This is a genomic window from Streptosporangium sp. NPDC001681 (assembly GCF_040298085.1).
GTDB lineage: Bacteria > Actinomycetota > Actinomycetes > Streptosporangiales > Streptosporangiaceae > Streptosporangium.
The window spans coordinates 53,845-79,432 of the sequence record NZ_JBEOZN010000004.1; the positions used below are offsets into that span (position 1 = coordinate 53,845).

Genomic DNA, 25,588 nt, shown 5'->3' on the forward strand with positions numbered 1-25,588 from the left:
CTCACGCCGGCCTCGGCAGGCGAACCGTCACATGTTCGGGTCCGACCGGCACCATCCACACTATGCGCAGGGGGGTTCGCCCCCGTACGCGCCGTGACCGTGACCGGATGGGCGCCGGTGGATCAGTAGCCCGCGCCGGTCAGCAGGCCGCCGTCCACCGTGAACTCGCTACCGGTGCAGTAGCTCGCCCGGTCGGAGGAGAGGAAGGCCACCACATGAGATACCTCGACGGGCTTGGCGAAACGCTTGATGACCATGGACTTCATGAACGCCTCCGCGTCCACCTTGGCGATGATCTCCGGGTCCAGCACCATGGAGGTGTTGATCGCGCCGGGGTGCACGGAGTTCACCCGGATCTTGAACTGGGCGAGCTCACGGGCCGCGGCCTTGGTCACCCCGCGTACGCCGAACTTGGAGGCGGAGTAGGCGGACATGCCCTCGGCGCCGATGAAACCCTCGACCGAGGAGATGTTCACGATCGAGCCCCGGCCGGCGGCCCTCATGGGCTCGATGACGGACTTGACGCCGAGCCAGGTGCCCTTGAGGTTGACGTCGAGGACACGCTCGAACTCCTCCAGCGCCATGTCCTCGATCCGACGAAATTTCAGGATTCCGGCGTTGTTGACCAGGACGTCGAGCTTGCCGTAGGTATCGACGGCGGCGCCGACCGCGCGCTCCCAGTCCTCGGGCCTGGTCACGTCCTGGTGGACGAAGAGCGCGCCGGTCTCCTCCGCGAGCGCCTTGCCCTCCTCGTCGAGCACGTCGCCGAAGACGACCCGCGCCCCCTCCTGCAGGAACAGCCGTACATGGGACTCGCCCATGCCCCTGGCACCACCGGTGACCAGCGCGACCTTGCCGTCCAGAAGACCCATGTCAAGCTCCTCGGATGAAACGTGCGGCGGCGGCGACGGCCACGGCGGCCGCCTCCATCGAGCGGTAGACGGGGATTCCCGCACCGGCGGCGATCGCGCGGACCTCGTCCTCGACTCCGGGCGGCGCGCACTCGCCGTTCCTGGTGACCAGGGTGATCCTGGTTCCCGGCAGGTCCCGCTGTGCCCGGGCGAGGTTGTGCGCGTACGCGTAGAGGGGGTCGGCGGAGGTTCCGAAGGTGAAGAAGCTCTGCACGTTCACGTGCGCCACGACGTCGGGGTACGGCCGGCGCGCCACGATCGCCCCGATGACCTCCCTGACCAGCTCAGGGCGGCCTCGCGGACCCACCGGGACCTCCAGCGGATTGGCCGGAGAGGTGCCGGCGGCCCCCGCGCCCAGGGCCTTCAGCACGTCCCGCGTCTCGTCGGGCAGCGCCGCCAGCACCAGCTCCGCCGCGTCGAGGACGTCCGCCGCCAGCACGCTCGCCCCGCCGCTCGGGCCGATCACCAGCACGGAGGGAAGGCCGTCCTCGCCGCGGCCCGTCCACGGCTCCCGTGCGGTGTCCGCGACGGCCCCGGCGGGGGGAGCGATCCTGGAGGCGTGGGACTGGAAGAAGGACAGGGCGCCGATCAGGTCGTCCTGGCTGCCGACCAGGACGGCGCCGGTCTGGTCGGCCAGGGCCCGCCAGACGCGGCCGTCGCCGACCATGCCGCCGGTGTGCGAGGCGGCCGCCCTGCGCCCCTGGCCGCTCCGGCCGCCGACCAGCAGGACGACCGGGAGCCGTCCGCGCACGGACATCAGGGCCTCGAAGAGGGCACGGCCGTCCCGGGGGTCCTCCAGGTACATGCCGACGACCGAGGTGTGCTCGTCACCGCCGAGCCAGCCGAGCAACTCGGCGGGGGTCACGTCGGCGGAGTTGCCGACCGTGGCCACGCGGCTGAACGCCAGCCCGCGCCGCTCGCCCACCCTGACCACCTCTCCGGCCAGGCCGCCGCTCTGCGAGATCAACGCCACGTGGCCCGGAGGACCCGGCTCGCCGCCGATGAAGGTCTGCCCGCCGCGCGGGCTGTAGACGCCCATGCAGTTCGGCCCGAGCAGCCGGGCCCCCGCCTCCCGTGCCGCCCTGACCAGCTCGGCCTCCAGCCCGGCGGCCCCGGCCTCGCCGAACCCGCCGCTCATCACCTGGACGAACGAGAGGCCCTTCGCGTGGCGCACGACCTTCGCGCAGCGGTCGGCCGGTACGGCGACCAGCGCGTAGTCGGCGTCCGCCTCCGCGAGGGTCGGCACCGTGGGCACACCGTTGATCTCGTCCGCCTCCGGGTGCACCGCGACCAGCGGCACGCCGGTGGCCTTGTAGAACTCCAGGAACATGTTCCCGAAGTTCGGTCTGCTCGCGGACGCGCCCACCACGGCCACCGCCCTGGGCTCGAACAGCGCGGTGAAGTCCTGCCCGGACCCGTGCTGTCCCGGGGTTTCCGGCCCCGGCCCGGTGGGCTCCGCCGTGCCGGGAAGGTAGCGCGCGTCCACCGCGACCACGCCCTCCTCGGTGGCGATCACCGGGTTGAGTTCGAACTCGCCGAGATCCAGCCGTTCCCACACTCCTCCGGCCCCGCCGATCGCGAGCAGCAGCCCGACCAGGGCCTCCGAGTCCACGGCGGGCCGGCCGCGGTGGCCGTGCAGCAGTGGCGCGCCGCGCAGTGAGGCGAGCATCCGCCGGGCGTCGGCCTCGGAGGCGGGACAGAGACAGAGCGCGGTGTCGCGCATGACCTCGGTCCACACGCCACCGAGCCCGGCGAGCAGGACGGGTCCGAAACCCGGGTCGCGCACCACGCCGACGATCAGCTCGACCCCCGGTGCGGCCTGCTCCTCCACCAGGAACCCGTCGGGCGTGATGCCCCGCGAGACGAGTCCGGCCAGCATCTCGGCGGCGGCGGACGCCGCCTCGGCCGGCCCGGACAGCCCCAGCCGTACCGCCCCCGCGTCCGACTTGTGCACCAGGCCGGGACCATGGGCCTTGAGCACCAGGGGAGGCGTCAGTCCCCGGGCCGCCGCGGCGACCTCGGCGGGGGAGGCGGCCGTGGTGCCTCGGGGCACCGCCACCCCCCACTCCCGCAGCAGGGCCTTGACCTCGTGCTCCGCGAACCGTGCGGGGGCGGGCCGCTGAGATGCTCCGGACGCCGTGGATACCGCGGATACGCCGGACATCTCGGGTGGCCCGCCGGTGGATGCGGTCACGCCTCGTCCATCCGGTTCTGGTACCTCTCCCGGATCTCCCGCCTCAGCAGCTTGCCGGGTCCGCCGGAGGCGTCCTGGAAATGCGGGAGTTCGGCGGCGACGACGACGTGGTCGGGTCGCTGGTGCGCGGGCAGCGTCTCGGCCAGGGCGAGGGCGATCTTGGCAGGGTCGGCCGGGTGTCCCGTCCTGGCCACCACCGCGAGCAGGATCCGCTGCTCGACCGCCTCCTGCCCCTCGGTCTGGGCGGGCACGCCGACCGCGCCGGCCTCCGCCACGCCGTCCAGCGCCACCGCGGCCTCCTCGATCACCGAGGGCTGGGACCAGATGCCGCCCTTGAACACGGACTCCTCGCGGCGGCCGAGCACCGTGAGGTTTCCGTCCTCCGACAGGACGCCCAGGTCGCCGCCGACGTACCACTCGTCGCGCAGCACCTCGGCGGTCTTCTCCGGCAGGCCGTCGTACCCGGTCATCCGGTGCGGCCCGGCGAGGTTGATCTCACCGACCTCGCCGGCCGGCCGGGCGCCCGAGGGGCCGGTGATCCGCACGGCGTTGCCGGTCCGCGCCCTGCCCGAGGAGCCGAGCGGCGTGCTGCCGTCGTCGACCCGGCCGAGGCAGGTGTAGGGGGCCTCCGTCTGGCCGTAGTAGCAGTAGACGCCGGCGTCGGGCAGCCGCTCCTTCATCCTGGCCAGCAGCGCCGCGGGGAGCGGCTCGCCGCCCAGCATGATGACCCGCAGGGACGACAGATCGGCGCCCGCGTGGTCGTCGGAGCCCAGCAGCGCCGCGTAGAAGGAGGGGATCTGCGAGACGTGGGTGACCTTCTCCCGGGGGACCACCCTCAGGAAGTTCGCCGGTCCCCAGTCCTGTTCGAGCACCAGCCGCATGCCCGCGTAGAGCGCCGGCCCGACGAGGGCGGGGAAGCCGATGCCCCAGATGATCGCCCCGGTGCCGAGCACCGAGTCCTCGGTGCGCGGCACGTCGAGCCAGATCTGCGCGATGGCCAGCGACGAGGCGTGCGTGTGGACCACCGCCTTGGGCAGGCCCGTCGTCCCGGAGGTGTAGTAGAGCGCCAGCGGATCGTCCCAGAAGCCGCCGAGGGCCATCTCGTCCTCGGCGGCGCCCGCGGTGAGCGCGTCCAGGTCCACGGCGTCCTCGCCGGGGCCGCCGACCCTGATCCAGCGGGTGATCTCCGGCAGCCGGGGGCGGATCTCCGCGACGGCGGCCTCCACCGTGGAGTCGTACACGAACGCGGTGGCGCCGGAGTGCGCGACGACCGCGGCCAGGGTGTCGACGGGCCAGTACGGGTTGAGCGCCGCGGTGACGGCGCCGAGCTTCGCCGCGGCCAGGTAGACCTCGGCCACGTGCAGGGTCTCGTTGAGCAGCGCGGCCATCCGCTGCCCGGGGGCGAGGCCGGCCTCCGCCAGCGCGTGGGCGCGCCGGTTGACGAGCCGGTCGAGTTCCGCGTAGGTGAAGCTCTGCTCACCGCAGTAGGTCAGCGCGACCCTGTCGGGGGTGCGCATGGCGTTGGCGGTGAGGATGGCGTGGGCGTAGTTGCCGTACGGGGTGCCTGCCGGGGTCGGGCGCGCCATCTCTGGCCTCCGTTCGGAGCGAGGGGTGGAGGGTGTCAGTGCGAGGAGTAGAGGACGAAGACGTTTCCTGACGGGTCGCGCAGTATGGCTCTGATCTCGTGCGGCCCGGTCTCCGGCTCCCGTACGAGCTCGGCCCCGGCCCCCGCCAGCTCCCTGGCGGCCCGCGCGACGTCGTCCACCTTGTACGAGGGCGCGGTGACCTCGCCCGCCACCCGCTCCTCGGCCGCGACCAGCGCGACCGTGGCGCCCCCGCCGTCCAGGGCGGCGAACCGGTCGCCGTCGCGGAACCTGACCGCCAGCCCGAGCGTCCCCGAGTAGAAGGCGATCGCCGTCTCCAGGTCGTCCACGGGGATCAGGACGTTGCCGAGCTTGCTCACGCGGGCCTCCACTGGGGCAGGTCGTCGACGAAGGTCACGCGCACCGGCATGCCGATCCGCACCAGGTCCGGCGGGCACTCCACGACCTGCCCGAACGCCCGTACCCCTTCGGGAAGGTCGATCCAGGCCAGCACGTACGGCTCCCGCCCCCGGAACTCGGGCACGAACGAGCGGTGCACGACCGTGAAGGTGTGCACCGTGCCGTCGCCGGAGACGGGTTCGTAGGGGAGGTCGGTGCCGCCGCAGCCGGGGCACTCGGGGGCGGGCAGATGCACCCGCCGGGCGCAGGCGGTGCAGCGTTGGACGACCAGCTCGCCGCGACGGCAGGCGTCCCAGTAGGCGAGCGTGTCGCCGGTCATCGATCCGGTCATCGATCGCCAAGCTAGCGCACGCTTGGTTACCTCACAAGATGCCGTCCACGCCGGTTCGCTCGGGGCCGGGCTCGTCCACGGCGGGCCGTTCGGAGTCCTGCGGTCTCTCCGAGGCCGGGTCCGGGGTCGGGCCGGAGGTGGGAGCGCAGGAGGGCAGATCGATCCGGACGGTCCGGGAGGGCATGTCGCCCGCGGGGACCGTACTGATCGTCACCAGCCGGGTGACACGCTCCCCGCACCGGGGCAGCTCGGCGAACTCCCCCTTCACCTCCCGCGCGTACTCGGTGGCGCCGGACAGCTCCAGCTCCCGGGTGCCGCTGGTCACCGCGCCGTCGAGCCGCTGGGCGAACCCGAGCCGCACGGTCACCGGCGCGGTGCCCGAGGTCCTGACCAGGAAGCCGACGGTGGTGCCGTCGAAGGCGGTGATGGAGACCGAGGGCGGCGAGCACGGCTCGCCGTGGACCTCCTGGGTGCGGACGGCGGTCCCGCCCGAGGAGCGGGGCGAGGTGGAGACCGTGACCCGGCGGTAGAGGGTCTGCCCGCAGGCCGGAACCGTGAAGGCGTGCGGGACGGTGTGCGAGTAGGCCGCGGACCCGTCGAGGACGGAGGTGCGCGGGGGTGCCTGGACGAGCCGGTCGCGCTCCGGTCCCTCGGCGAACGTGACGGTCACCGCGACGTCCGCCGCGGTGGAGGCGCGGAAGGCGACCGTGGCGCCGTTCGCGTCGATTCCCACGATCCGCAGACCGCTGACCGTGTGCGCGGGCTCCGGCGGCATCACCGTCACGGTCGGCGCGGGTGTCGGGGTGCGCGTGGCGGTGGGCGTCGGCGGACGCGGCGTGGGTGTCGGTGTGGCCTTCGGCGTGGGTGTGGGCGTGGGTGTGGGTGTGGGTGTCGGTGTGGGCTTCGGCCGGGAGGTGGAGGGGGTGGGGTCCACGGTCCGGCTCGGCGCCGGCGAGGGGAACGTGACGGGGACGGGGGCCGTGCTCTCCGCGGGGGGCACGGGCCGCCCGACGGCGGCGCTTCGTGAGGGGCTCGGCCCGACGGACGGCTCCGGCGGCTCCGGCACCCGGCTCCGTCCCGCCGGTGTCTCCTGGATGATCGCTGAGCCGGGCGGCGGGGTGAAGATCGTGTCGGCGGAGAGCCGGTCATGCGGCCGGTTGGCCGCGATCACACCGGCGGTCATCGCGACGGTGACCACCCCAAGCCCGGCCAGCGTCCTGGGGCCCAGCCGGGGACGGCGTACCCGCCCCATCCGGCCGAGCACGGTCTGGGCCACCGAGGAACTCGCCCTCGGTGCGGGCTTGGCCAGCGGGAACGCCAGTGCCAGCAGCGTGGCGAGCTCGGCCAGGTGCCGCCGTCCGCGCTGCTCCCACTCCGGCCCGTACGCCGACAGCGCCGCGGCCTCCAGCTCCTCCAGGAACGCCCGCGCGTCCTGCGGCCGGTCATTCGGGTCCTTGGCCATGCCCCGCATGACCAGGGCGCGGACCGAACCGGGCACCTCCGCCACCGGGATCGGCGTGGTCAGGTGCCCGTGCATCAGCGCCGCGCGGTGATCCGCCAGGTACGGCCTGCGCCCGGTGAGGCACTCGAAGAAGACGCAGGTGGCCGCGTAGACGTCGGTCGCGGCACTCGCCGCCGCTCCCTCCCACTGCTCGGGAGCCATGTAGGCGGGGGTGCCGGCGGTGATGCCGGTCTCCCCGACGTGGGCGGCGATGCCGAAGTCCGCCAGCTTGCTGCCGCCGTCGGCCTGGATCAGCACGTTCTCCGGCTTGTAGTCGCGGTGCACGACCCCGGCCGCGTGCGCGAAGGCCAGGCCGAGCAGCGAGCCCTTGAGCACGGTCAGCGCCGCCTCCGGGCTGGTGCTGCCGTGCTCGCTCAGGATCCGCCTGAGCGCGACCCCGTCGACCAGCTCCATCACGATCGCGGCTTCGAGCACGTCCTCGTAGTACTCGTACAGCTGGACCACGTTCGGGTCCTGCAGCTCCACCATGACGCGCGCCTCCGCACGGAAGCGCGCCAGGAAGCGGTAGTCGTCCTTGAGCGTCGCGTTGAGGTATTTGATAGCCACGTAGGCACCGGTGGCGGCGTACGTGGCCAGCACCACGCGCCCGCCCCCGCCGACGCCGAGTTCCCGAATCTCGCGGTATCCCGGAACCATCCAGCCCCCTTCCGAGTGCCGTCGACTTGTTCGACGGTCTCACCCATGGGGTTGGTTGTCACGGTTAGTCAACTTTTGCGAAGGGTAACAATCGAAACCGTGCTCGATGGTCGATCCGGTCGCGTGTTAGGCTCCGATCGTTAACCAAGCAAGCGCTCGGGTTAGTGGAGGTCGCATGGCCGTCGATCTGGGCGCGCTCGCCGCGCCGGACCGCAGCGCGGTGCTGGTGATGGAGATGCAGCGCGGCGTCGCCGGAGACCTCGCGAAGTTCCCGGACCTGGTGGAGGTGTGCGCCCGGCGCGACGTGGTGACCAACGCCGCCGCGGTCCTGGCCGCGGCCCGTGCGGCCGGGGTGCCGGTGATCCACTGCACCGCGGCCTTCCGCGCCGACCGCGCCGGGTCGCACACCGCGAACAGCCCCTTCATCACGGCCCTGCTCAAGGACCCCGCGCACATGCTGGAGGGCAGCGGCGCGGTCGAGGTGCTGCCCGGCCTGCGCGACCCCGGCGACCTGGAGTCGCGCCGCCACCACGGGTTCTCGCCCTTCACCGGGACGTCGCTGGACATGACCCTGCGCTCGCTCGGCGTCTCGACGGTCGTCGCCATGGGGTTCTCCCTCAACCTCGGCATCCCCGGGCTCGCCCTGGAGGCGGTCAACCTCGGCTACCGGGTGGCGGTGGTGACCGACGCCGTGGCGGGAGTCCCCGACGACTACGCACAGGCGGTGCTGAGGCACACCGTGAGCCTGCTCGCCGCGCGGGTGCGGGCCGCCGACATCGTGGAGGCCTGGAAGTGATCGACGGCCTGAGGCTGGATGGGCGCACGGCGGTGGTGACCGGGGGAGCCGGGGCGATCGGCGCCGCGGTCTGCCGCGACCTCGCCGCGCTCGGGGCCGGGGTCGTCGTGGCCGACGTGGACGAGTCCGGTGCCGCGGCGATCGCCGACGAGCTGAACAGCGAGTCGATCGGCCTGGGTCCCGGGGCCGGGGCGCCGAGGGGGCCGAGGGCCCCGGCCACGGCCCTGCGGGTCGACCTGGCGGACCCGGCGTCCATCGAGGACTTCTGCGGGCGGGCCGGGCCGGTGGACATCCTGGTCAACAACGCCGGGGTGTCGATCGTCGAGCCGTTCGTCACCGGCGACCCCGCAGGCTGGGAGCTGATGTGGCGGGTCAACCTGCGCGCCCCGATGCTGCTCACCCGCCTCCTGCTGCCCGGGATGATCGAGCGCGGCTGGGGCCGCCTGGTCTTCGTCTCCTCGGACGGGGCGCGGGCCGGCTCCGGCGGCGAGGGCGCGTACGCCGCGACCAAGGCGGGACTGTTCGGCCTGGCCAAGACGCTGGCGAGGGAGGCGGCCCGGGGGAACGTCACCTCCAACGTGGTCTGCCCGGGGCCCACCGACACCCCGATGCTCCGCCGCGTGGACGCGGAGAAGCCGGGGCTGGTCGACAGGATCGCCAGGGGCATCCCGCTGCGCCGCCTCGGCGCCCCCGAGGACGTCGCCGGGATGGTCGCCTACCTCTGCACCGACAGGGCCGCCTACGTCACGGGCCAGACCCTGTCGGTCAGCGGCGGCGTCACGATGCATTGACACCTCGGGCGAGTGGCCGACGGCGGCACCCGGGAACCGGTGCCGCCGGCCGGCGGGGGCGTCACGACGTGTCGACCCGCTTCTTCCCGGTGTCCTTCCCGGGGGCGCCACCGGAGTTCTCCCGGCGGTTCTCCCCGGCGGCGTCCCTGCGGGGTTCAGCGCGTGGGGCGCCCCGGGGGGAGCGACTCGTAGACGGCCTCGGCCAGGCGGTAGGCGCGGAGGTTGCCGGAGACGGCGCCCGCCATCCTGTTCATCGTGTACGCCATGCCCAGGCCGTGCTCGGCGTCGCCGAGGCCCAGCGACCCGCCGAGACCGGTGTGGCCGAAAGCGGTCTCCGCGCCGCCGGCGGGGGTGAGGAAGGTCATCGCCGGACGCATGTAGCCCAGCCCGAAGGAACTGTCGATGAACATCACCCTGTCCGGGCCGTGCACCCTCCTGCGCGTCGCGTCGCGCAGGGTCTCCGGGCCCACGATCCGCCCGGCCACCAGGTCGCGGTAGAACCCGGCCAGTCCCCGGGCGCTGGTGACGGCGCCCATCGCGGGCCAGCCGGCCCGCAGGACGACCGGATTGTTGGCGCCGCCGGACAGCCGGTGGATCGGCGGGTTGCCCAGCGCCCGGTTCATCAGGCTGTTCCTGTCGAGCGAGGCCCTGGCCATCTCGTAGACCGGGTCCCCGGGTCCGTGTCCCGGCAACTCCGCCACCGTGGAGACCGTCGCGGGGCCGCCTGCCGCGCCGTTACCGGCCCGCTCGTCTTCCGCGGCCCGCGCGGTGCCGGTGACCTGTCCGGCCTGGTCCGCCGCGCCCGCCGGCGCGGATTCGGCGGGCGCCGGGGCGGAGGGCTTCGCGCGCTCCCGGGCGGACAGCCGGGCCGCCCGCTCGATCACGTCGTCGCCGGCGCCGACCTGGAGATCCAGATCGAGCGGCCCGGAGATCTCCGCGGCCACCAGCTCGCCCACGGAGCCGCCCGACACCCTGCGGACCACCTCGCCGACCAGGAACCCGTACGTCAGCGCGTGGTAGCCGTGCGCGGTGCCCGGCTCCCAGATCGGCGCCTGGCCGGCCAGCCGGTCCGCGATGGCGGCCTGGTCGCCGAACTCCTCCACCGGGACCTGCTCCTCGATCACGGGCAGCCCCGCCTGGTGGGTGAGCAGGTGCTCGACGGTGACGCGCTCCTTGCCGTGCCGCGCGAACTCCGGCCAGACGTCCGCGACCGGGGCGGCGATGTCGAGTAGGCCCCGCTCGGCCAGCAGCAGCGCGACCGTCGCGGTCACCGCCTTGGTGCACGAGTACGCCAGCACGGGGGTGTCACGCTCCCAGGGCCGCCCGCTGTGGCGGTCGGCGACCCCGCCCCACAGGTCCACGACGGGTTCGCCGTCCAGGAAGACCGCGAACGCCGCGCCCAGTTCTTCGCCGCCGGTGAAGTGCGCTTCGAACACCTCCCGCACCCGGGAGAAGCGGGGGTCGCAGTGCCCATACGTGTCCGCCCGACCCTCGATCACACCGTCCGCAGTCATCGTCCGTCCCCGCATCCTTAGAAAGTGAGCACTTGCTTGGTAGCCGAGCCTAACAACTGGGGCCGCTTCGGCCCAGGAGACCAGCGTGGCACCCTCAACCTGCTGACCCCCGGCACGGTCCTGGCCGCCCTCGCCTCCGCCGTCACCGGCCAGGTGATCAGCCTGGCCATGCCCATCAGGGGCGCCACCTCCTCGCCCGCCCCCACGACGGTTCCGCACCTGCGGGGCCGCCCGCTGCCGCAGCACTTCATGTCCGTGGACGGCGGCGACTACGCGGCCGGCACCCGCCCGATCGGGGCCGGGCTGCGGATGGCCGACGACGCCCTGATGGTCACCCACCACGGCACCACGACTCATATGGACGCGCTCTGCCACATGTGGGCGGGGGAGGAGCTCTACAACGGGCACCCCGCCGCCAGGGTCAGGTCCTACGGGGCCACCCGCTGCGGTATCGAGACCGCGGGCGGCGTCGTCGCCCGGGGGGTGCTCTTCGACGTCCCCCGCCATCTCGGCCTCGACCACCTGCCGGTGGACTTCCGCGTCTCCGGCGACCTGCTGGCGGAGATCCACGACGATGTGCGCCCCGGCGACGTGGCGGTGGTCCGCACCGGCTGGCCCCTGGTCTGGGAGGGCTCGCCGCAGGACTACTGGGCGGGCCAGCCTGGCCTGTCCGCGGACGGCGGCAGGTGGCTCGCCGCCCGCGACGTCGCCGTGGTCGCCTCGGACAACGCCGCCATCGGGGGCCTCAACGCCCGCCAGCTCGCCGACGAGGACCTGGCGGACGATCTGCACCTGATCCTGCTCTGGCGGCACGGCATCCACCTGGCCGAGATGCTCTCGCTGGAGGAACTGGGCGCGGCCTGCGCCGGCCGCGGCGGCGGGGACTTCGTCTTCGTCGCGGCCCCGTTGAGGATCGAGGGGGGCACGGGAAGCCCGATCAACCCGCTGGCGATCCTCTGAGAGCGGCGCCCGGTGGCCGTTTCCCGGGCACCGGGACAGGGGAGACGCCGAACGCCCGTGGAGGAGCGGTAAGACCTGGCACACGTGTCGGGCGCGGTGCGGCCCGTCGACCACGCCGCCGACCACGATCTCGCCTGCTGGCCGTCACCGTCCTGACCCGATCCGCCCGGGGGCGCGCCGGGCGGATCGGCGCCTTCGAGACGGTTCCGAGGGTCCGTGCCGGACGTGGCGATTCCCCGCGCGACCTGGGAAACTCTCCTCGCGCCCGATGCGGGTGCGGCGCGCCTCGCCGGGCAGGAGTGTGCTCGATGAGCATTGGCCGCGAGTGGCTAGAGTAGTAGTTGTACTAACATTTGAAATTACTTCCCCGGGGAGAAGCATGAGCCGTCCACAGCGGGGGACCCTCCGTGATGTGCGGAAGGGCAACCGGTCCGTGGTCCTGTGGACGTTGTATTTCGCCAACGAGCTGAGCAGGCACGACCTGGCCCAGACGACCGGTCTCAGCGCCGCGACGGTCAGCAACGTGATCGGCGACCTCATCGCGGACGGCATCGTGGTCGAGACCGGTTCCGTCGACTCCGACGGCGGGCGCCCGCGGATCATGCTCAGGGTCGACCCCTCGTACGGATACGTGGTCGGGGTGGGGGTCGGGGAGACCCGCGTCCGCGTCGAGCTGTACGACCTGGCGATGAAGGAGCGGGCGAGGAAGGAGTTCGCCCTCGACCCGAGCCACCACGAGCCCGCCGTGGTGGCCCGGCACATCCTCGACGGGCTGGAGGCGGTCCTGTCGGAGGCGGGGGCGGACGAGTCCGAGGTGCTCGGCATGGGGCTGGGCGTCCCGGGTGTCGCCGAGCAGGGGCCCGACCTGCTCATCCACGCCCGCGCGTTCGGCTGGGACGGCGTACCGCTGGGCGCGCTGCTGCGCGAGGGCACCTCGATCCCGGTCTTCGCCGACAACGGGGTCAAGACCACCGGCCAGGCCGAACTCTGGTTCGGGGCGGGCAAGGGCGCCCAGCACCTGGTCATGACCTTCATCGGCACCGGTGCCGGGGCGAGCATCATCAACGGCGGCGTCACCTACCGGGGAACGGCGAACGGCGCGGGGGAGTGGGGCCATACGAAGATCGTCCTCGACGGGCGCCCCTGCCGCTGCGGCGGCCAGGGCTGCCTGGAGGCGTACGTCGGCGCTGAGGCGATCCTCGCCGGCGCGGGCAGGGACCTGGGGGACGACGACGAGGAGAGCGTCTTCGCCGCGCTTCTCGCCGATCCGCTGGCCAGGCCCGCGTTCGAGGAGGCCGTCCGCTGCCTCGGGGCGGGGCTGGCCAACCTCATCAACCTGTTCAACCCCGAGCGTGTCATCCTCGGCGGCTGGGCCGGGTCCCTGCTCGGGCGGGAGTTCCTTGCCGAGATCCGTGCCGCCGCCGCCAGGTACGCCCTGCCGCTGCCCTTCTCGCAGGCGTCGATCGAGCTGGGCCGGCTCGGTCCCGAGGCGGTCGCCCTGGGCGCGGCCACACTGGTCGTCGAGGACTTCCTGCTGCGCAGCCACGCGGTGCGCCCCGCGGGGCGGGACGAGAGCCCGGCGCGGGCGGCCGGGCCCGCGCACGGCTGACCGGTCTCCGGCGCCGGGCGCCGCGGCTGTTGACGCCGTCCCGCCCAGCACTTATTTTGCATTCTGTACTAAGAGTGGCGACGGGGGGAACGACTGTGGACGGGTCGCACATCGACGGGACGTTTCGGGGCGCCGCCTCCGGACGCGCCGCACCCCGTGGGGGAAGGCCGTCGTCAGGTGAGCGCCGGGCGAGCGGCTGGGCGGGCCGCCGATGAGGAGGGCGCTGGTCGTCCGTGGCGGCTGGGAGGGGCACGTCCCCGTCGAGGCGACCGAGCTGTTCATCCCCGAACTGGCCGCCGCCGGCTTCTCGGTGACCGTCGCCGACGACCTGGAGGTCTACGCCGACCGGCCGCTGCTGGCCGGGACCGACCTGGTCGTGCAGTGCTGGACGGGCGGCACACTGACCCGGGAGCAGGAGGCGGGGCTGGTGGCCGCGGTCCGCGCGGGTACCGGCTTCGCCGGCTGGCACGGCGGCCTGGTGGCCACCTTCGACGGCAGCCATGACTACCTGCGGATGGTCGGCGGGCTCTTCCTGCACCACCCCGAGGACTTCCTCAGCTACGACGTCGTCATCGACCCCGCGCGCGCCGACCACCCGATCGTCGCCGGGCTGGACGACTTCACCGTCGAGACCGAGCAGTACTGGATGCTCACCGACGCCCACAACGAGGTTCTCGCCACCACGCGGTTCGCCTCACCGGAAGCCGTCATGCCGGTCGTCTGGACCCGCAGGTGGGGGAGGGGAAAGGTCTTCTTCTCCGCCGTCGGCCACCGGCTCGCGGACCTGCGGCATCCCACCGTGTACGAACTCACCCGGCGCGGCCTGATCTGGGCCGGCCGGTGACCGCCTGACGTGACGTTCCCCGCGCCTCCCTCGGGGATGGGGGCGCGGGGAACGTCGCCTCAGATCCCGTTCCTGCCGATGACACCGCTGTACCACAGGGCGCTGTCCTTGGGGATGCGCCGTTGGGTGTCGTAGTCGACGTGGACCAGCCCGAACCGCTTCTCGTAGCCGTACGCCCACTCGAAGTTGTCCATCAGCGACCAGGCCAGGTAACCGCGCAGGTCGGCTCCCTCACCGATCGCCTGGTGGGCGGCGAGCAGATGGGTGCGCAGGTAGTCGACGCGCTCGGCGTCGGCCACCCGGCCGTCCTCGGCGGAGTCGTGGTAGGCCGCCCCGTTCTCGGTGATCATCAGCGGGGTGGTGGGATAGTCCCGCGCCAGCCGCACGAGGAGCCTGCGCAGGCCGTCGGCCTCGACGGGCCAGCCCATGGCGGTCACCGGCAGGCCGGGGTCGAGGTGTTCGACGCCCTCGGTGCCGGGGAAGCGGTTCGAGGAGGGCGTGCCCACCTTCGCCGCGACGAGGGTCGGCGCGTAGTAGTTGACTCCCAGCAGGTCGATCGGGGCGCCGATCAGCTCCTCGTCGCCGTCGGCGATGTGCTCCAGAGTGGTGAAGCGGGCCATGTGCTCCAGCATGTCGGCGGGGTAGCGGCCGTTGAGGATCGGGTCGAGGAAGATCCGGTTGTGCAGGCCGTCGACGAGCCCGGCCGCCGCGACGTCGTGCCGGTCCTGCGGGTCGCGGGGGGACACCGGGGTGAGGTTGACCGTGATCGAGACCTCTCGGGCTCCCGCCGCGCGCAGGGCGCGGGCCGCCAGACCGTGGCCGAGCAGCAGGTGGTGCGCCGCGCGGAAGGCCGCGTCCGGCTCGGTCCTGCCGGGCGCCTGATCGCCGGTGGCGTACCCGAGGAAGGCCGAGCACCACGGCTCGTTGAGCGTGGTCCAGGTCCTGATCCGGTCTCCGAGCCGGTCGTACACCACTCCGGCGTACTCGGCGAAGTGGTGGGCGGTCTCCCGCACGGTCCAGCCGCCCCGGTCCTCCAGGCACTGCGGCAGGTCCCAGTGGTACAGGGTGGTCATGGGCTCGATGCCGGCGGCCAGCAGGGTGTCCGTCAGCCGGTCGTAGAAGTCGAGACCGAGGGGGTTCACCGGTCCCGTGCCGTCGGGCCTGACCCGGGGCCAGGAGACGGAGAAGCGGTAGGTGTCGATGCCGAGGTCCCGCATGAGGGCCACGTCGTCGGCGTAGCGGTGGTAGTGGTCGCAGGCGATGTCGCCGGTCTGCCCGAGGTGCACCCGGCCGGGGGTCCTGGCGAAGGTGTCCCAGATGGAGGGGGCGCGTCCGTCCTCCGCGGCGGCGCCCTCGATCTGGTAGGCCGCGGTGGCGACCCCCCAGCGGAAACCGGGGGGGAACAGGGCCAGGCCGGTGCCGGTCCGGTCGTCGGTCTGGGTCATCCCTTGATCGCTCCTTGCGTGGTTACGCGGATGGGTCGCCTGCCGGGCGGCGTCAGGTCGACGATCGGTGGCAGGGGCGCCGTTCCACCCTCCCGCGCTCTGTGGGCGCCCGAGGGGAGTGGTGGCTGCTCAACTTTGAGGCTTAATTCATAATGAAATTTAAGGGGAAAAACTCCGTCTGCGTCAAGGTGGAGTTACCGAGTCGTGCCCAGGCCGTGGACGATTCCGATCGTGCCGGAACGGCCGACGAGAGCCGGCTCCCGGGAGCAGGCTCTCGTCGCGGACCGTGCGGGACCGGGGTGAACCGTCAGGTGCCGGGGTAGCCGCCCCCGCCGTGGGCGGCGTCGAGGGCGTCGTAGTCGGGGGTGAAGCCCTTCTTGGGGATGGCCGCCACGAACTCCACGTGCCGTGGCCTCTTGTATGAGGCGAGGCCGCCCCGCACATGCTCGACGATCTCCTCGGCGGAGGCCGTGGCCCCGTCCCCGAGGACCACGACGGCCTTCACCGCCTGCCGCCACCGCTCGTCGGGGACGCCGATGACCGCGGCGTCGGCGACGGCGGGATGGGTCTTCAGCACCCGCTCGACCTCGGCCGGGTAGATGTTCTCGTTGCCGGACTTGATCATGCGGAGCCGGGGGCCGATGAAGGTGATCGTGCCGTCGGCCTCGCGGCGGCCGAGGTCGCCGGTGTGGTGCCAGCCCCCGCGCGTCTTCGCCTCGTTGAGCTCAGGCCTGTTGAAATATCCGGAAAAAAGGGACTTGCCGCGGGCGCAGATCTCGCCCACCTCTCCCGCGGGCACCTCGTCGCCGTCAGGGGTGAGGATGCGCACCTGGACCAGTGGTGACGGCCGTCCGGCGAACCCCGCGGCCCCCGGGGCGAGCCCCAGGAAGGTCAGCATCCCGGCCACCTCCGTCTGCCCGTAGCCGCCCATCCTCGACCGGCACCAGGGGGAGTCGTCCACGCTCGTCATGGCGTCCCACTCGGCCGAGTGGGAGACGAAGCGGAGCGACGTCAGGTCGTACTTGCCGCCCTCGTTGGCCTTCACCACCGCGTCGATCATCTGCCCGAACAGGAACGCCTGGGTGACCTTCTCCGCGTCGACGAGGCGGCAGACCTCCTCGGGGTCGAAAGCCGGCGTGAACACGTTCGTCCCGCCGATCTGTAGCGTGGCCAGGCAGAACATCATCGTGCCCACGTGGAACAGCGGGCCGCTGTTCAGGAAGGTGAAGCCCGGCTCCATCTGCCGCACCACCAGCAGCGAGGCGCTGTGCGCGACCAGGGCGGCGCTGCTGAGCAGCGCCGCGTTGGGACGGCCGTCGAAGGCGGCGGTGTAGAGCGCGAGCACCGGCGCTGTGTCGTCGGCGGCGTCGGCGAACCCGTCCGGCACGGCGCCCGGGGACCCGCCGGCCAGGAACGCCTCGTAGCCCGCCCCCGCGAGGATCCAGTCCTCGCCGCTCAGCGGGGCGGCGACCTCGGACTCCTCCCAGACGACGACCTTCGGAGCGAGGTCCGAAAGGACGAAGGAGAGCTCTTCGGCCGACTGCCGCCAGTTCGCCGGGCAGAGGATCGCGCCGAGCCTGGACGAGGCGAGCAGCAGTTCGAGCACCGCGTGGTCGTTTCTGCCCAGCCAGAGCACCCGCTCCCCGGCCGTCACGCCCCGCGCGGCCAGCGCGCCCGCCAGGCGGGTGACCCGCGCGTCCAGTTCGGGGTAGGTGAGCCGCAACTCGCCGTCCACCACCGCGGTCACCCCGGGGCGGCTGCGGGCGTGCTCGGCGAGGACGTCGGACAGGGTCAACTGGTGGATCATCGCGCCTCCTGGTGGGGGTGGCGTACGGCCCGCGACCTCCCGCCTCGGCCGGTGCGAGCCGTACGGGGACGGATCATTCGAAAGCCGGCATGACCTCGGCGGCGAAGAACCGCATGACCTTCCTCATCTCCGCCAGCGGCATCGGCCGGGTGCTGCCGAAGTCGCAGAGCAGGTTGGCGAATCCGGCGTCCCGCAGCAGCCGGATCTGGCCGATCACCCGCTCGGGGTCGCCGATGACCTCCAACTGCTCCCAGCGGAAGTCGTTGGAGACCGAGCCGCCCTTGAGGTAGCGGTCCTGGTAGTACTCGAAGCCCTGTGCGGCCTTGCCGGTCCTGGGGTCGATCGGGGCGCTCTTCTCGTTGAAGATCCGGCTCCGGTCGAACCCCGCCTCGAACCTGGCCTGGTCCTCGCGGGCCGCCTCCGCCGTGGCGGCGACGTAGACGCTGCGCGCGACCACCAGCTCGTGCCCGGTCACGTCGTGCCCGGCCAGTTCCGCGGTCGTCCGCCAGGTCTCCGCCGCCTTGACCACCTTGCGGAACGGCGCCGCCGGGTCGGCCAGGATGGGCAGGCCGCGCTCGGCGTACATGGTCACGGTCTCCGGGGACACGGCGGCCACATGGATCGGCGGGAACGGGGTCTGGAGCGGCCGGGGGACGAGTTCGACCTCGGTGCCGGTCCGGTAGAACTTGCCCTCGTACCGGAAGGTGGGGCTGCCCCAGAGGCCGAGGATGACCTCCAGCGCCTCGTTGAACCGGTCACGGGCCTCGGCCAGGTCGATGCCGAAGCCCTCGAACTCGAAGCTCTGGTAGCCGCGCCCGATGCCCAGCTCCAGCCGCCCGCCGGAGAGCACGTCCACCATGGCCGCCTCCTCGGCGACGTGGATCGGGTTGTGCAGCGGCAGCACCACGATGCCGGTGCCCAGCCGGAGCCGCTCGGTGCGCGCGGCCATGGCGGCCAGCATGGTGAACAGGTTCGGGACCACTCCGTAGTCGCGGAAGTGGTGCTCGGCCAGCCGCACGCCGTGGAAACCCAGCTCCTCGGCCAGCTCGACCAGTTCGAGATGGTAGTCGTAGACATCCTTGAAGCTCTGGCCGTCGAACCGGTGGAAGAGGTGGAAGGTCGAGAACTTCATCGGCTTGTCCCCTGGCGGTCGTCTCCGTCTGTCCCGTTCCGCGGTCTCGGTTGCGGCGGGCCGCACGAAACCAAGCGCTCGCTTGGGAAGCGTATCAGTTCTCCGCGTCCGGGGAAGTGCCGCGCCCGTCAGGAAATGGCGGTCGTGGGGTCGGGTAGTTTTCCGGGGTGACTGTCCTTCTGCCCGGTGTGGCGCTCACCGACCATGTGTTCACCGTTCCCCTCGACCACGCCGACCCCGGCGGCGAGACGATCGAGGTCTTCGCCCGGGAGGCGGTCGACCCGGCCAGGCAGCGGGAGGACCTGCCGTGGCTGCTCTTCCTGCAGGGAGGTCCCGGCGGCAAGTCGCCGCGCCCGACCGCCGCGGAGGGATGGCTGGGGCAGGCGCTGAAAACCCATCGCGTCCTCCTGCTCGACCAGCGGGGGACCGGTCGCAGCACTCCCGTCACCGCGAAGACGGTGCGCGGCACGGACGCCGAGCTCGCCGCCCGCCTCGGGCACTTCCGGGCCGACTCGATCGTGGCCGACGCCGAGCTGATCCGGCGCGAGCTCGCCGGTGACCGGCCGTGGGACACCCTCGGCCAGAGCTACGGCGGCTTCATCACGCTGACCTACCTCTCGCTGGCCCCCGAGGGCCTGGCGACCTGCTACGTGACCGGCGGCCTGGCCGGGCTCGACGCCACCGCCGACGACGTCTACTCCCGCACCTACCCGCGGGTCCTGGACAAGGTGCGCCGTTACTTCGCCCGTTACCCGCAGGACTCGGACCGCCTGGACGCGATAGCCGCCCACCTGCGCCTGCACGAGGTCTTGCTCCCCGACGGTGACGTGCTGACCGTACGCCGCCTGCAGACCCTCGGCATGTGCCTGGGGATGAGCGACGGCGCCGAATACCTGCACTGGTTGCTGGAGGAGGCCTGGACCGGCAGCAGGCTCTCCGACCTCTTCCGATACGAGGTCATGATGGCCACCGGTTTCGTCGGCAACCCGCTCTACGCGGTCCTGCACGAGTCGATCTACGCCCAGGGCGCCGCCACGGACTGGGCCGCGCACCGGCTGCTGCCCAAGGAGTTCCACGAGGACGCGGGACCGACGCTCCCCACCGGGGAGATGATCTACCCCTGGATGTTCGACGAGATCGCCGCGCTCCGCCCCTTCAGGGGCGCCGCCGAGATCCTCGCCACCGTCTCCGGCTGGCCCGCCCTCTACGACCCGGCCCGGCTGGCCGCCAACCGGGTCCCGGTGGTCGCCGCCGTCTACTACGACGACATGTACGTCGACGAGGGCCTGTCCATGCGCACCGCGCGCACGGTGGGCAACGTGCGGACCTGGGTGACCAACGAGTGGGAGCACGACGGCGTCCGGGTCTCCGGCGGCAAGGTCCTCGCCCGCCTGATGGACATCGCGGGCGGCGTCCACGGCTCCTGAACGTCTCGGGGCCTCCTGAGCCCGTGCCGTCCAAAGCGCCCGCTCCGGACGGCACGGGCTCAGGCCGGGCTGGACGCCTCGGTGACGGGGAGGCGTACCTGGAAGCGGGTGTCGCCGGGCCTCGACTCCACGCGCAGGTCGCCGCCGTGGCGGCCGGCGACGATGCGGAAGGAGATGTCCAGGCCGAGCCCGGTGCCCTCGCCCACCGACTTCGTGGTGAAGAACGGCTCGAAGATCCGCTCGCGCAGGGCCTCGGGGACGCCGGGGCCGGTGTCGCAGACCTCGATCAGCGCGATCGTGTCGTGTTCGAGGCGGGTGCGGACGGTCAGGACGCCGCTGCCGGCCATCGCGTCCAGCGCGTTGTGGATCAGGTTGGTCCACACCTGGTTGAGTTCTCCCGCGTAGGCGGGGATGGGCGGCAGCCCGGGGTCGTAGTCGGTGGCGATGGTGATCCCCGGCGGGATCTTGCCGCGGAACATGGTAAGGGTGCTGTCGAGCAGTTCCCGCACGTCCACCGTCTGGTACGGCGCCCGGTCCATCTGGGAGTACTGCTTGGCGGAGGCGATCAGCGAGGAGATCCGCTCGGTCGCGTCCGTCACCTCGTTCAGCATCTGGGAGATCTCGGTGGCCTCCGACAGCCAGTGCATCGCCGCGTCCAGGTGCCGGTCGCCGATCGCCTCGCGGACGGCGTCGAGCTTGCCGACCTCGAACCCGGCCGCCACCAGCGCCGGGGCGATCTCCCAGGCGTCTGAGACCCCGGCCTCCTCCAGGGCATCGGACAGCTCGTCCTCGGCGTCGGAGGTCTCCAGCGGCGAGCGGGGCGGCGCCTTCGAGGCGCTGTCGGCGCACGCCTCCTGCAGGTCGACCAGCTCGCGCAGCCGCTCGGGCTCGATGCCCTCCTCCGCCAGCGCGGCCAGCCGCCTGCGCGAGCTCCGTACCTTCACCCGCAGGTCGTCCACGGCCCGTACCGCCGCCGCGGCCGGGTTGTTGAGCTCGTGGGTGAGCCCGGCGGTGATCGTGCCGAGCGCGGTCAGCCGCTGCCGCCGGTCGATGAGCTCCCGCTGTGCCATCCCGCCCACGCGGGCCCCGTCGAGCAGATGCACCGCCATCGGGAACCACTCGGCCATGATCATGCCGTACTTCCTGGCCGGGAGCATGAACATGCGGCTCGGCTTGGTGGCGCGCAGCGAGTGGGCGTAGGTGGCCGGGGCGCGGTCGCCCAGGTAGGCCAGGACCGCACCGCCGTAGACGCCGGGCTGCGAGGTCGGGGTCATCGTGACCGGTCCGGCGGGGGTCTCGGTGATCATCACCACCTCGCCGTCGATGAGCACGGCGAAGCAGTCGGCCGGATCACCCTGCTTGATGATCGGCTCGCCCGCCTCGTACTCCTCCTCGGTCCCGTGTTCGGCGAGCCAGCGGAGCTTGTCCTCGTCGAGCCGCTCGAAGAGGAACAGCCCGCGGAGCACGTCTGTGTCGATCATGTGACCTCCTTGCCGAGCACGGAGAGGGACCTGGTCACGTCTTCTCCAGGTAGCGGTGGACGAGGGCCACGGCCATCGCGCCCTCGCCGACCGCGGAGGCGACCCGCTTGATCGAGTCGGCCCGGACGTCGCCGGCGGCGAACACCCCGGGAACGTTCGTCTCCAGGTGGTACGGATCCCGCCGGAGCGGCCAGTTGCGCGGCCTGTTCTCGTCGGCGGTCAGGTCGGGACCGGTCAGGACGAAGCCCCTGGCGTCGCGTTCGACGGTCTCGCCGAGCCAGTCGGTGAACGGCTCGGCGCCGATGAAGACGAACAGCCACTCGGCCCCGACCGTGCGCTCGCCGTCCGGGCCCTTCAGCGTGATCCGCTCCAGGTGCCCCTCGCCCTCGGCGCCGACCACCTCGGTCTCGGTGAGCACCTCGATGTTCGGGATCTGCGAGATCTGCTCGATCAGGTAGTGCGACATGGTCCGCTCCAGCCCGTCACCCCTGACGACCAGGTAGACCCTGCTGGCGTACCCGGACAGGTAGACCGCGCCCTGACCCGCCGAGTTGGCGGCGCCGACGATGTAGACCTCGCGGTTGCTGCACTCGGGCGCCTCGGTCATGGCCGCGCCGTAGTAGCAGCCGGAGCCGATGAACTCGTCGAGGCCGGGGGCGTTCAGCCGCCGGTAGGAGACGCCGGTGGCCAGGATGACGGTGTGCGCCGCGATCGTGCCGCCGTCGGCGAAGCCGACCACCCGGGCCTGGCCCTTGACCTCAAGGCTGGTGACCGTGCGGGCGGTGAGCAGCTCGGCGCCGAATTTCAAGGCCTGGCGCCTGGCCCGGTCGGCGAGTTGCGCGCCGGAGACGCCGTCGGGAAAGCCCAGGTAGTTCTCGATCCTGGAGCTCTGGCCCGCCTGCCCGCCCGAGGCGTGCTGCTCGACCATCACCGTGCGCAGTCCCTCGGAGGCGCCGTAGACCGCGGCGCCCAGCCCGCCGGGGCCGCCCCCGATCACGATCAGGTCGTAGAAGTCGGTGGCCGGGGCGGTGGACAACCCGACGGCCTGGGCCAGCTCGGACAGGTTCGGCGCGGTGAGTTTCGCACCGTCGCCGGTGACGACCAGCGGCACCCTGGCCGGACCGGTACCGCCCTTCTCCCCGGCCGCCGCGAGCAGCTCGGCGCCCTCGGGGGAGTCGTCCAGCATCCAGCGGTAGGGCACCTGGTTGCGCGACAGGAAGTCCCTGACCTCGTACGAGGGAGCCGACCAGCGCGCGCCCACCACCCGCAGCTCGTCGGACTCGCGCCGGTCGGTGCGCTGCCAGGCGTCGAGCTGGGCGTCCAGCACCGGGTAGAACTTCTCCTCCGGCGGGTCCCACGGTTTGAGCAGGTAGTGGTCGAGGTCGACCACGTTGATCGCCTGGATCGCGGCATCGGTGTCGGCGTAGGCGGTCAGCAGTACGCGGCGGGCGTACGGATACAGGTCCATGGCCTGTTCCAGGAACTCCACGCCGTTCATCTGGGGCATTCGGTAGTCGGCGAGAATCGCCGCGACGTCGTCGCCGCGGAGCCGAAGTTCGCGGACGCTCTCGATGCCCTGGACAGCGGTGTCGGCCCGGACGATCCGGTAGGAATGGCCATAGCGGCGCCGCAGGTCGCGCGCGACGGAGCGTGATACACCTGGATCGTCGTCGACCGTCATGATGACCGGTTTATCCATGCGCTGTCTTCCCCCACAGATAGAGACCCTCGAGATGGGGACAACCTCTCCGAAGGATGCCACATTCGCGTTAAAGCAATCGTCCATCGGGTGCGGTCGTGGGGGCCGGATCGGGACCGTGGCCGGGTATCCCGGCGGCGCGCAGCAGGGCGGTCGCGCAACCGTGGTCGGTGAGGAAGCGCCTGAGCTCGGGGTCACGGGCACAGAGCTCGCCCATGCTCTCGTGGCCGATCCGGTCGGCGATGATCTGCAGGGCGATGTCCTGCCTGACGTACTGGACGGCCATCGCGACGACGGCCGGGTCCTCGGTGTAGACGCCCCACGCGGTGCCGCCGGCGAAGCCGCCGACCAGGGCCTCCCGCCGGTCGCCCACGACGACCAGCAGCCGATGGTCCAGGCCCTGCCCCCCTTGGGCCTCCGTGGTCGCGCACGGGGCGGGGAAGCGGTGCTCGTAGAGGTTCCCGACCGGCTTTTGCGCCGGTCCGAAGTGCAGCACCGAGGTCTCGACCCCGCGCTCGACGGCCCGCCCGACCAGTGGGGAGAGCCGCTCCATCTCCGCGGGCCAGATCGACAGGAACAGGTCGGTGTGCGCCTCGGCCACCACGTCCTCGGCCCGCGCGAGCAGTGCCTCCGCGTCCTTGAGGCTGTGGATCAGGTGTGCCCTGGGGGACGCCACGATCACGGGCAGCGAGACCTCCAGCGACTCGATCGAGTCGTCGAACTCCCGGCGCATGCGTTCCAGCAGGGAGCGCGGTGGCAGCGGCAGGTAGTCGACGGCGTCGTCGGCGCCACGCAACTCGTAGGCCGCGCTCTTGGCCACCAGCTTGCCCAGGGTCGCGTAGACCATGCTGCGTGGCACGCCTGAGCGCTTGGCGACCTCGTAGCCGTTGAGGGGCTGGCCGGCACCGACCAGGGTGACGTATGCCTTGGCCTCGTAGCCCGACATCCCCAAACGCTGTAATTGCTCCACTACGTCCTGCATCGCAGTTATGGTACGGCGCGAGCTACCCCTTTAGCGCTGTCCTAAAGCAGCTGTTTCGTGGGATTTTCGTCACGCACCCGGGTTGGAGGCCATCGTTTGGCGAGAGGGGGCCTGCCGGGTTTACCCGGCAGATGAATCGCCTGCCCGTTTGTGGTTCCTGTGTTCGAAACGGTCACGGGCTTGGCGCCCGCCCATCCCGGCCGGGCGGGGCGAGAAGCCGCTCCCGCCGGGAGTGGGGGCGCGGAACGGCCCAACGGGCGGTATACCGACATTTTACTTTTATTTGGGCTGCGCTATTTCGGTCCGGCCGGCACCGGCCGCTGTGCGGTCGCCACCGGGAAAGCGGAAGGCCGCGGACGCCCCCGGCAGGACGTTCGCGGCCTTCGCGTTCTTCGGTCGGGATCAGACCTGTTCGGCCTTCTCCAGAGCGGAGCAGCAGGTGTTCACGATGAGGCGGGTCACCTGGTAGGGGTCGACGTTGGCGTTCGGACGCCGGTCCTCGATGTAGCCCTTCTTCTCCACCTCGACCTGCCACGGGATGCGGACCGAGGCGCCGCGGTCGGAGACGCCGTAGCTGAACTCGTTCCAGGGGGCGGTCTCGTGGAGGCCGGTGAGACGGTCCTCGATGCCGGCGCCGTAGTACTTGACGTGCTCCAGGGCGTTCGCCGCGAGGGCCTCGCAGGCGGTGATGATCGGGTCGTAGCCCTCGCGCATCGCCTTGGTGGAGAAGTTGGTGTGCGCGCCCGCGCCGTTCCAGTCACCCTTCACCGGCTTGGCGTCCAGGGTGGCGGCGATGTTGAAGTCCTCGGCGGTGCGGTAGAGCAGCCAGCGGGCGATCCACATGTGGTCGGAGACCTCCAGGGGGCCGGCCGGGCCGATCTGGAACTCCCACTGCCCGGGCATGACCTCGGCGTTGATGCCGGAGATGGCCAGGCCCGCCTCGATGCAGTAGTCGAGGTGCTTTTCGACGATCTCGCGGCCGAAGACCTCGTCGGCGCCGACGCCGCAGTAGTAACCCCCCTGCGGGGCGGGGAAGCCGCCGAGCGGGAAGCCGAGCGGACGGCCCTCCTTGAAGAAGGTGTACTCCTGCTCGATGCCGAACCACGACTCCTGGTCGGCGTACTTCTCCGCGACCTCGACGAGGGCCGCACGGGCGTTGCTGGCGTGCGGGGTCATGTCGGGGTTGAGCACCTCGCACAGCACCAGCACGTTGCTGCCGCCGCGGATCGGGTCCGGGCAGGTGAACACCGGCTTGAGCACGCGGTCGGAGGAGGAACCGTCGGCCTGGTTGGTGCTGGACCCGTCGAAGCCCCAGATCGGGAGTTCGGCACCGTCCGCCATGACCTTGGTCTTTGAGCGGAGCTTGGCGGTCGGCTCGGTACCGTCGATCCAGATGTATTCGGCCTTGAAGGTCATCGGCGGAGTCCTTGAGGGTGGAGGTGTCTGCTGCCACCAAAGATTTGCAAGTCGCGATTTCGCAACTGTTGCCCGTATGTGAACAGAG

20 protein-coding genes are annotated in these 25,588 nt (G+C 71.9%); 6 read left to right on the top strand and 14 right to left on the bottom strand.

Annotated elements, in window-relative coordinates; translation table 11 throughout:
• Positions 1-122: 122 nt before the first annotated feature.
• The 6 genes from ABT130_RS02665 to ABT130_RS02690 are packed head-to-tail and all read right to left on the bottom strand — an operon-like array spanning position 123 to position 7,597.
• Entirely contained in the window at positions 123-872 is a 750-nt protein-coding gene (locus ABT130_RS02665) for a glucose 1-dehydrogenase (protein WP_343966456.1), read from the bottom strand.
• A 1-nt stretch (position 873) separates the two neighbouring features.
• On the bottom strand, positions 874-3,075 hold the full coding sequence (locus ABT130_RS02670) for an acetate--CoA ligase family protein (protein ID WP_451935685.1): 2,202 nt from the start codon (positions 3,073-3,075) through the stop codon (positions 874-876).
• Between the two features lie 26 nt (positions 3,076-3,101).
• Complete coding sequence (locus tag ABT130_RS02675) at positions 3,102-4,691, bottom strand: class I adenylate-forming enzyme family protein (protein WP_350952235.1); 1,590 nt, start codon at positions 4,689-4,691, stop codon at positions 3,102-3,104.
• 35 nt (positions 4,692-4,726) lie between these two features.
• Positions 4,727-5,068 (bottom strand): VOC family protein, encoded by a 342-nt coding sequence (locus ABT130_RS02680; RefSeq protein ID WP_350952237.1) that lies wholly within the window; start codon positions 5,066-5,068, stop codon positions 4,727-4,729.
• The gene (locus ABT130_RS02685; protein WP_350912825.1) at positions 5,065-5,439 is read right to left on the bottom strand and encodes a Zn-ribbon domain-containing OB-fold protein; all 375 of its coding nucleotides are present in this window, start codon (positions 5,437-5,439) and stop codon (positions 5,065-5,067) included. Before ABT130_RS02685 ends, ABT130_RS02680 begins: the two co-directional genes overlap by 4 nt.
• Positions 5,440-5,470: 31 nt before the next feature.
• On the bottom strand, positions 5,471-7,597 hold the full coding sequence (locus ABT130_RS02690; protein ID WP_350952239.1) for a protein kinase domain-containing protein: 2,127 nt from the start codon (positions 7,595-7,597) through the stop codon (positions 5,471-5,473).
• Positions 7,598-7,772: 175 nt separating this feature from the next.
• On the opposite strand from ABT130_RS02690, the gene ABT130_RS02695 reads away from it, so the two are divergent.
• On the top strand, positions 7,773-8,393 hold the full coding sequence (locus ABT130_RS02695; protein WP_350952241.1) for an isochorismatase family protein: 621 nt from the start codon (positions 7,773-7,775) through the stop codon (positions 8,391-8,393).
• Positions 8,393-9,184 (top strand): SDR family NAD(P)-dependent oxidoreductase, encoded by a 792-nt coding sequence (locus ABT130_RS02700; RefSeq protein WP_350952368.1) that lies wholly within the window; start codon positions 8,393-8,395, stop codon positions 9,182-9,184. Before ABT130_RS02695 ends, ABT130_RS02700 begins: the two co-directional genes overlap by 1 nt.
• Before the next feature lie 155 nt (positions 9,185-9,339).
• Here ABT130_RS02700 and ABT130_RS02705 read toward each other — a convergent pair whose 3' ends face one another.
• Positions 9,340-10,698 carry a serine hydrolase domain-containing protein gene (locus tag ABT130_RS02705; protein WP_350952243.1) on the bottom strand — a complete coding sequence of 453 codons (1,359 nt, stop codon included), beginning with the start codon at positions 10,696-10,698 and terminating at the stop codon, positions 9,340-9,342.
• Positions 10,699-10,734: 36 nt separating this feature from the next.
• Between ABT130_RS02705 and ABT130_RS02710 the strand changes: the two genes are divergently transcribed.
• The 3 genes from ABT130_RS02710 (at position 10,735) to ABT130_RS02720 (ending at position 14,111) form a co-directional block, all read left to right on the top strand.
• Positions 10,735-11,658: a cyclase family protein gene (locus ABT130_RS02710; protein ID WP_350952245.1), complete on the top strand. Its 924-nt coding sequence runs from the start codon at positions 10,735-10,737 to the stop codon at positions 11,656-11,658.
• Between the two features lie 379 nt (positions 11,659-12,037).
• Positions 12,038-13,267 (top strand): ROK family transcriptional regulator, encoded by a 1,230-nt coding sequence (locus tag ABT130_RS02715; RefSeq protein ID WP_350952247.1) that lies wholly within the window; start codon positions 12,038-12,040, stop codon positions 13,265-13,267.
• 211 nt (positions 13,268-13,478) lie between these two features.
• Positions 13,479-14,111, top strand: a complete 633-nt coding sequence (locus tag ABT130_RS02720) for a ThuA domain-containing protein (RefSeq protein ID WP_350952249.1) — start codon at positions 13,479-13,481, stop codon at positions 14,109-14,111.
• A 59-nt stretch (positions 14,112-14,170) separates the two neighbouring features.
• Here the strand turns inward: ABT130_RS02720 and ABT130_RS02725 are convergent, their stop codons facing one another.
• From ABT130_RS02725 to ABT130_RS02735, 3 genes are all read right to left on the bottom strand, one after another.
• Positions 14,171-15,556 carry a GH1 family beta-glucosidase gene (locus tag ABT130_RS02725; RefSeq protein ID WP_350912838.1) on the bottom strand — a complete coding sequence of 462 codons (1,386 nt, stop codon included), beginning with the start codon at positions 15,554-15,556 and terminating at the stop codon, positions 14,171-14,173.
• 307 nt (positions 15,557-15,863) lie between these two features.
• On the bottom strand, positions 15,864-17,363 hold the full coding sequence (locus ABT130_RS02730) for an AMP-binding protein (RefSeq protein WP_350952251.1): 1,500 nt from the start codon (positions 17,361-17,363) through the stop codon (positions 15,864-15,866).
• Between the two features lie 73 nt (positions 17,364-17,436).
• A complete protein-coding gene (locus ABT130_RS02735) occupies positions 17,437-18,495 on the bottom strand; it encodes an LLM class flavin-dependent oxidoreductase (protein WP_350952253.1) in 1,059 nt (352 codons plus the stop codon).
• A gap of 167 nt (positions 18,496-18,662) precedes the next feature.
• Between ABT130_RS02735 and ABT130_RS02740 the strand changes: the two genes are divergently transcribed.
• Positions 18,663-19,922 carry an alpha/beta fold hydrolase gene (locus tag ABT130_RS02740; protein WP_350952255.1) on the top strand — a complete coding sequence of 420 codons (1,260 nt, stop codon included), beginning with the start codon at positions 18,663-18,665 and terminating at the stop codon, positions 19,920-19,922.
• A 59-nt stretch (positions 19,923-19,981) separates the two neighbouring features.
• Here ABT130_RS02740 and ABT130_RS02745 read toward each other — a convergent pair whose 3' ends face one another.
• The 4 genes from ABT130_RS02745 to glnII form a co-directional block, all read right to left on the bottom strand.
• Positions 19,982-21,403, bottom strand: a complete 1,422-nt coding sequence (locus tag ABT130_RS02745; protein WP_350952257.1) for an ATP-binding protein — start codon at positions 21,401-21,403, stop codon at positions 19,982-19,984.
• A 34-nt stretch (positions 21,404-21,437) separates the two neighbouring features.
• Positions 21,438-23,102 carry an NAD(P)/FAD-dependent oxidoreductase gene (locus ABT130_RS02750; RefSeq protein ID WP_350952259.1) on the bottom strand — a complete coding sequence of 555 codons (1,665 nt, stop codon included), beginning with the start codon at positions 23,100-23,102 and terminating at the stop codon, positions 21,438-21,440.
• Between the two features lie 70 nt (positions 23,103-23,172).
• Positions 23,173-24,084 (bottom strand): TrmB family transcriptional regulator, encoded by a 912-nt coding sequence (locus ABT130_RS02755; protein WP_350952261.1) that lies wholly within the window; start codon positions 24,082-24,084, stop codon positions 23,173-23,175.
• 402 nt (positions 24,085-24,486) lie between these two features.
• Positions 24,487-25,500 (bottom strand): glutamine synthetase, encoded by a 1,014-nt coding sequence (glnII, locus tag ABT130_RS02760; protein WP_350952263.1) that lies wholly within the window; start codon positions 25,498-25,500, stop codon positions 24,487-24,489.
• Between the last annotated feature and the right edge of the window lie 88 nt (positions 25,501-25,588).

What these genes read in the sequence shown, in the direction of transcription:
- ABT130_RS02665 (WP_343966456.1), bottom strand. Translation starts at nt 872, where the DNA reads ATGGGTCTTCTGGACGGCAAGGTCGCGCTGGTCACCGGTGGTGCCAGG.
- ABT130_RS02670 (WP_451935685.1), bottom strand. Translation starts at nt 3,075, where the DNA reads ATGTCCGGCGTATCCGCGGTATCCACGGCGTCCGGAGCATCTCAGCGG.
- ABT130_RS02675 (WP_350952235.1), bottom strand. Translation starts at nt 4,691, where the DNA reads ATGGCGCGCCCGACCCCGGCAGGCACCCCGTACGGCAACTACGCCCAC.
- ABT130_RS02685 (WP_350912825.1), bottom strand. Translation starts at nt 5,439, where the DNA reads ATGACCGGATCGATGACCGGCGACACGCTCGCCTACTGGGACGCCTGC.
- ABT130_RS02690 (WP_350952239.1), bottom strand. Translation starts at nt 7,597, where the DNA reads ATGGTTCCGGGATACCGCGAGATTCGGGAACTCGGCGTCGGCGGGGGC.
- ABT130_RS02695 (WP_350952241.1), top strand. Translation starts at nt 7,773, where the DNA reads ATGGCCGTCGATCTGGGCGCGCTCGCCGCGCCGGACCGCAGCGCGGTG.
- ABT130_RS02705 (WP_350952243.1), bottom strand. Translation starts at nt 10,698, where the DNA reads ATGACTGCGGACGGTGTGATCGAGGGTCGGGCGGACACGTATGGGCAC.
- ABT130_RS02715 (WP_350952247.1), top strand. Translation starts at nt 12,038, where the DNA reads ATGAGCCGTCCACAGCGGGGGACCCTCCGTGATGTGCGGAAGGGCAAC.
- ABT130_RS02720 (WP_350952249.1), top strand. Translation starts at nt 13,479, where the DNA reads ATGAGGAGGGCGCTGGTCGTCCGTGGCGGCTGGGAGGGGCACGTCCCC.
- ABT130_RS02725 (WP_350912838.1), bottom strand. Translation starts at nt 15,556, where the DNA reads ATGACCCAGACCGACGACCGGACCGGCACCGGCCTGGCCCTGTTCCCC.
- ABT130_RS02730 (WP_350952251.1), bottom strand. Translation starts at nt 17,363, where the DNA reads ATGATCCACCAGTTGACCCTGTCCGACGTCCTCGCCGAGCACGCCCGC.
- ABT130_RS02735 (WP_350952253.1), bottom strand. Translation starts at nt 18,495, where the DNA reads ATGAAGTTCTCGACCTTCCACCTCTTCCACCGGTTCGACGGCCAGAGC.
- ABT130_RS02745 (WP_350952257.1), bottom strand. Translation starts at nt 21,403, where the DNA reads ATGATCGACACAGACGTGCTCCGCGGGCTGTTCCTCTTCGAGCGGCTC.
- ABT130_RS02750 (WP_350952259.1), bottom strand. Translation starts at nt 23,102, where the DNA reads ATGGATAAACCGGTCATCATGACGGTCGACGACGATCCAGGTGTATCA.
- ABT130_RS02755 (WP_350952261.1), bottom strand. Translation starts at nt 24,084, where the DNA reads ATGCAGGACGTAGTGGAGCAATTACAGCGTTTGGGGATGTCGGGCTAC.
- glnII (WP_350952263.1), bottom strand. Translation starts at nt 25,500, where the DNA reads ATGACCTTCAAGGCCGAATACATCTGGATCGACGGTACCGAGCCGACC.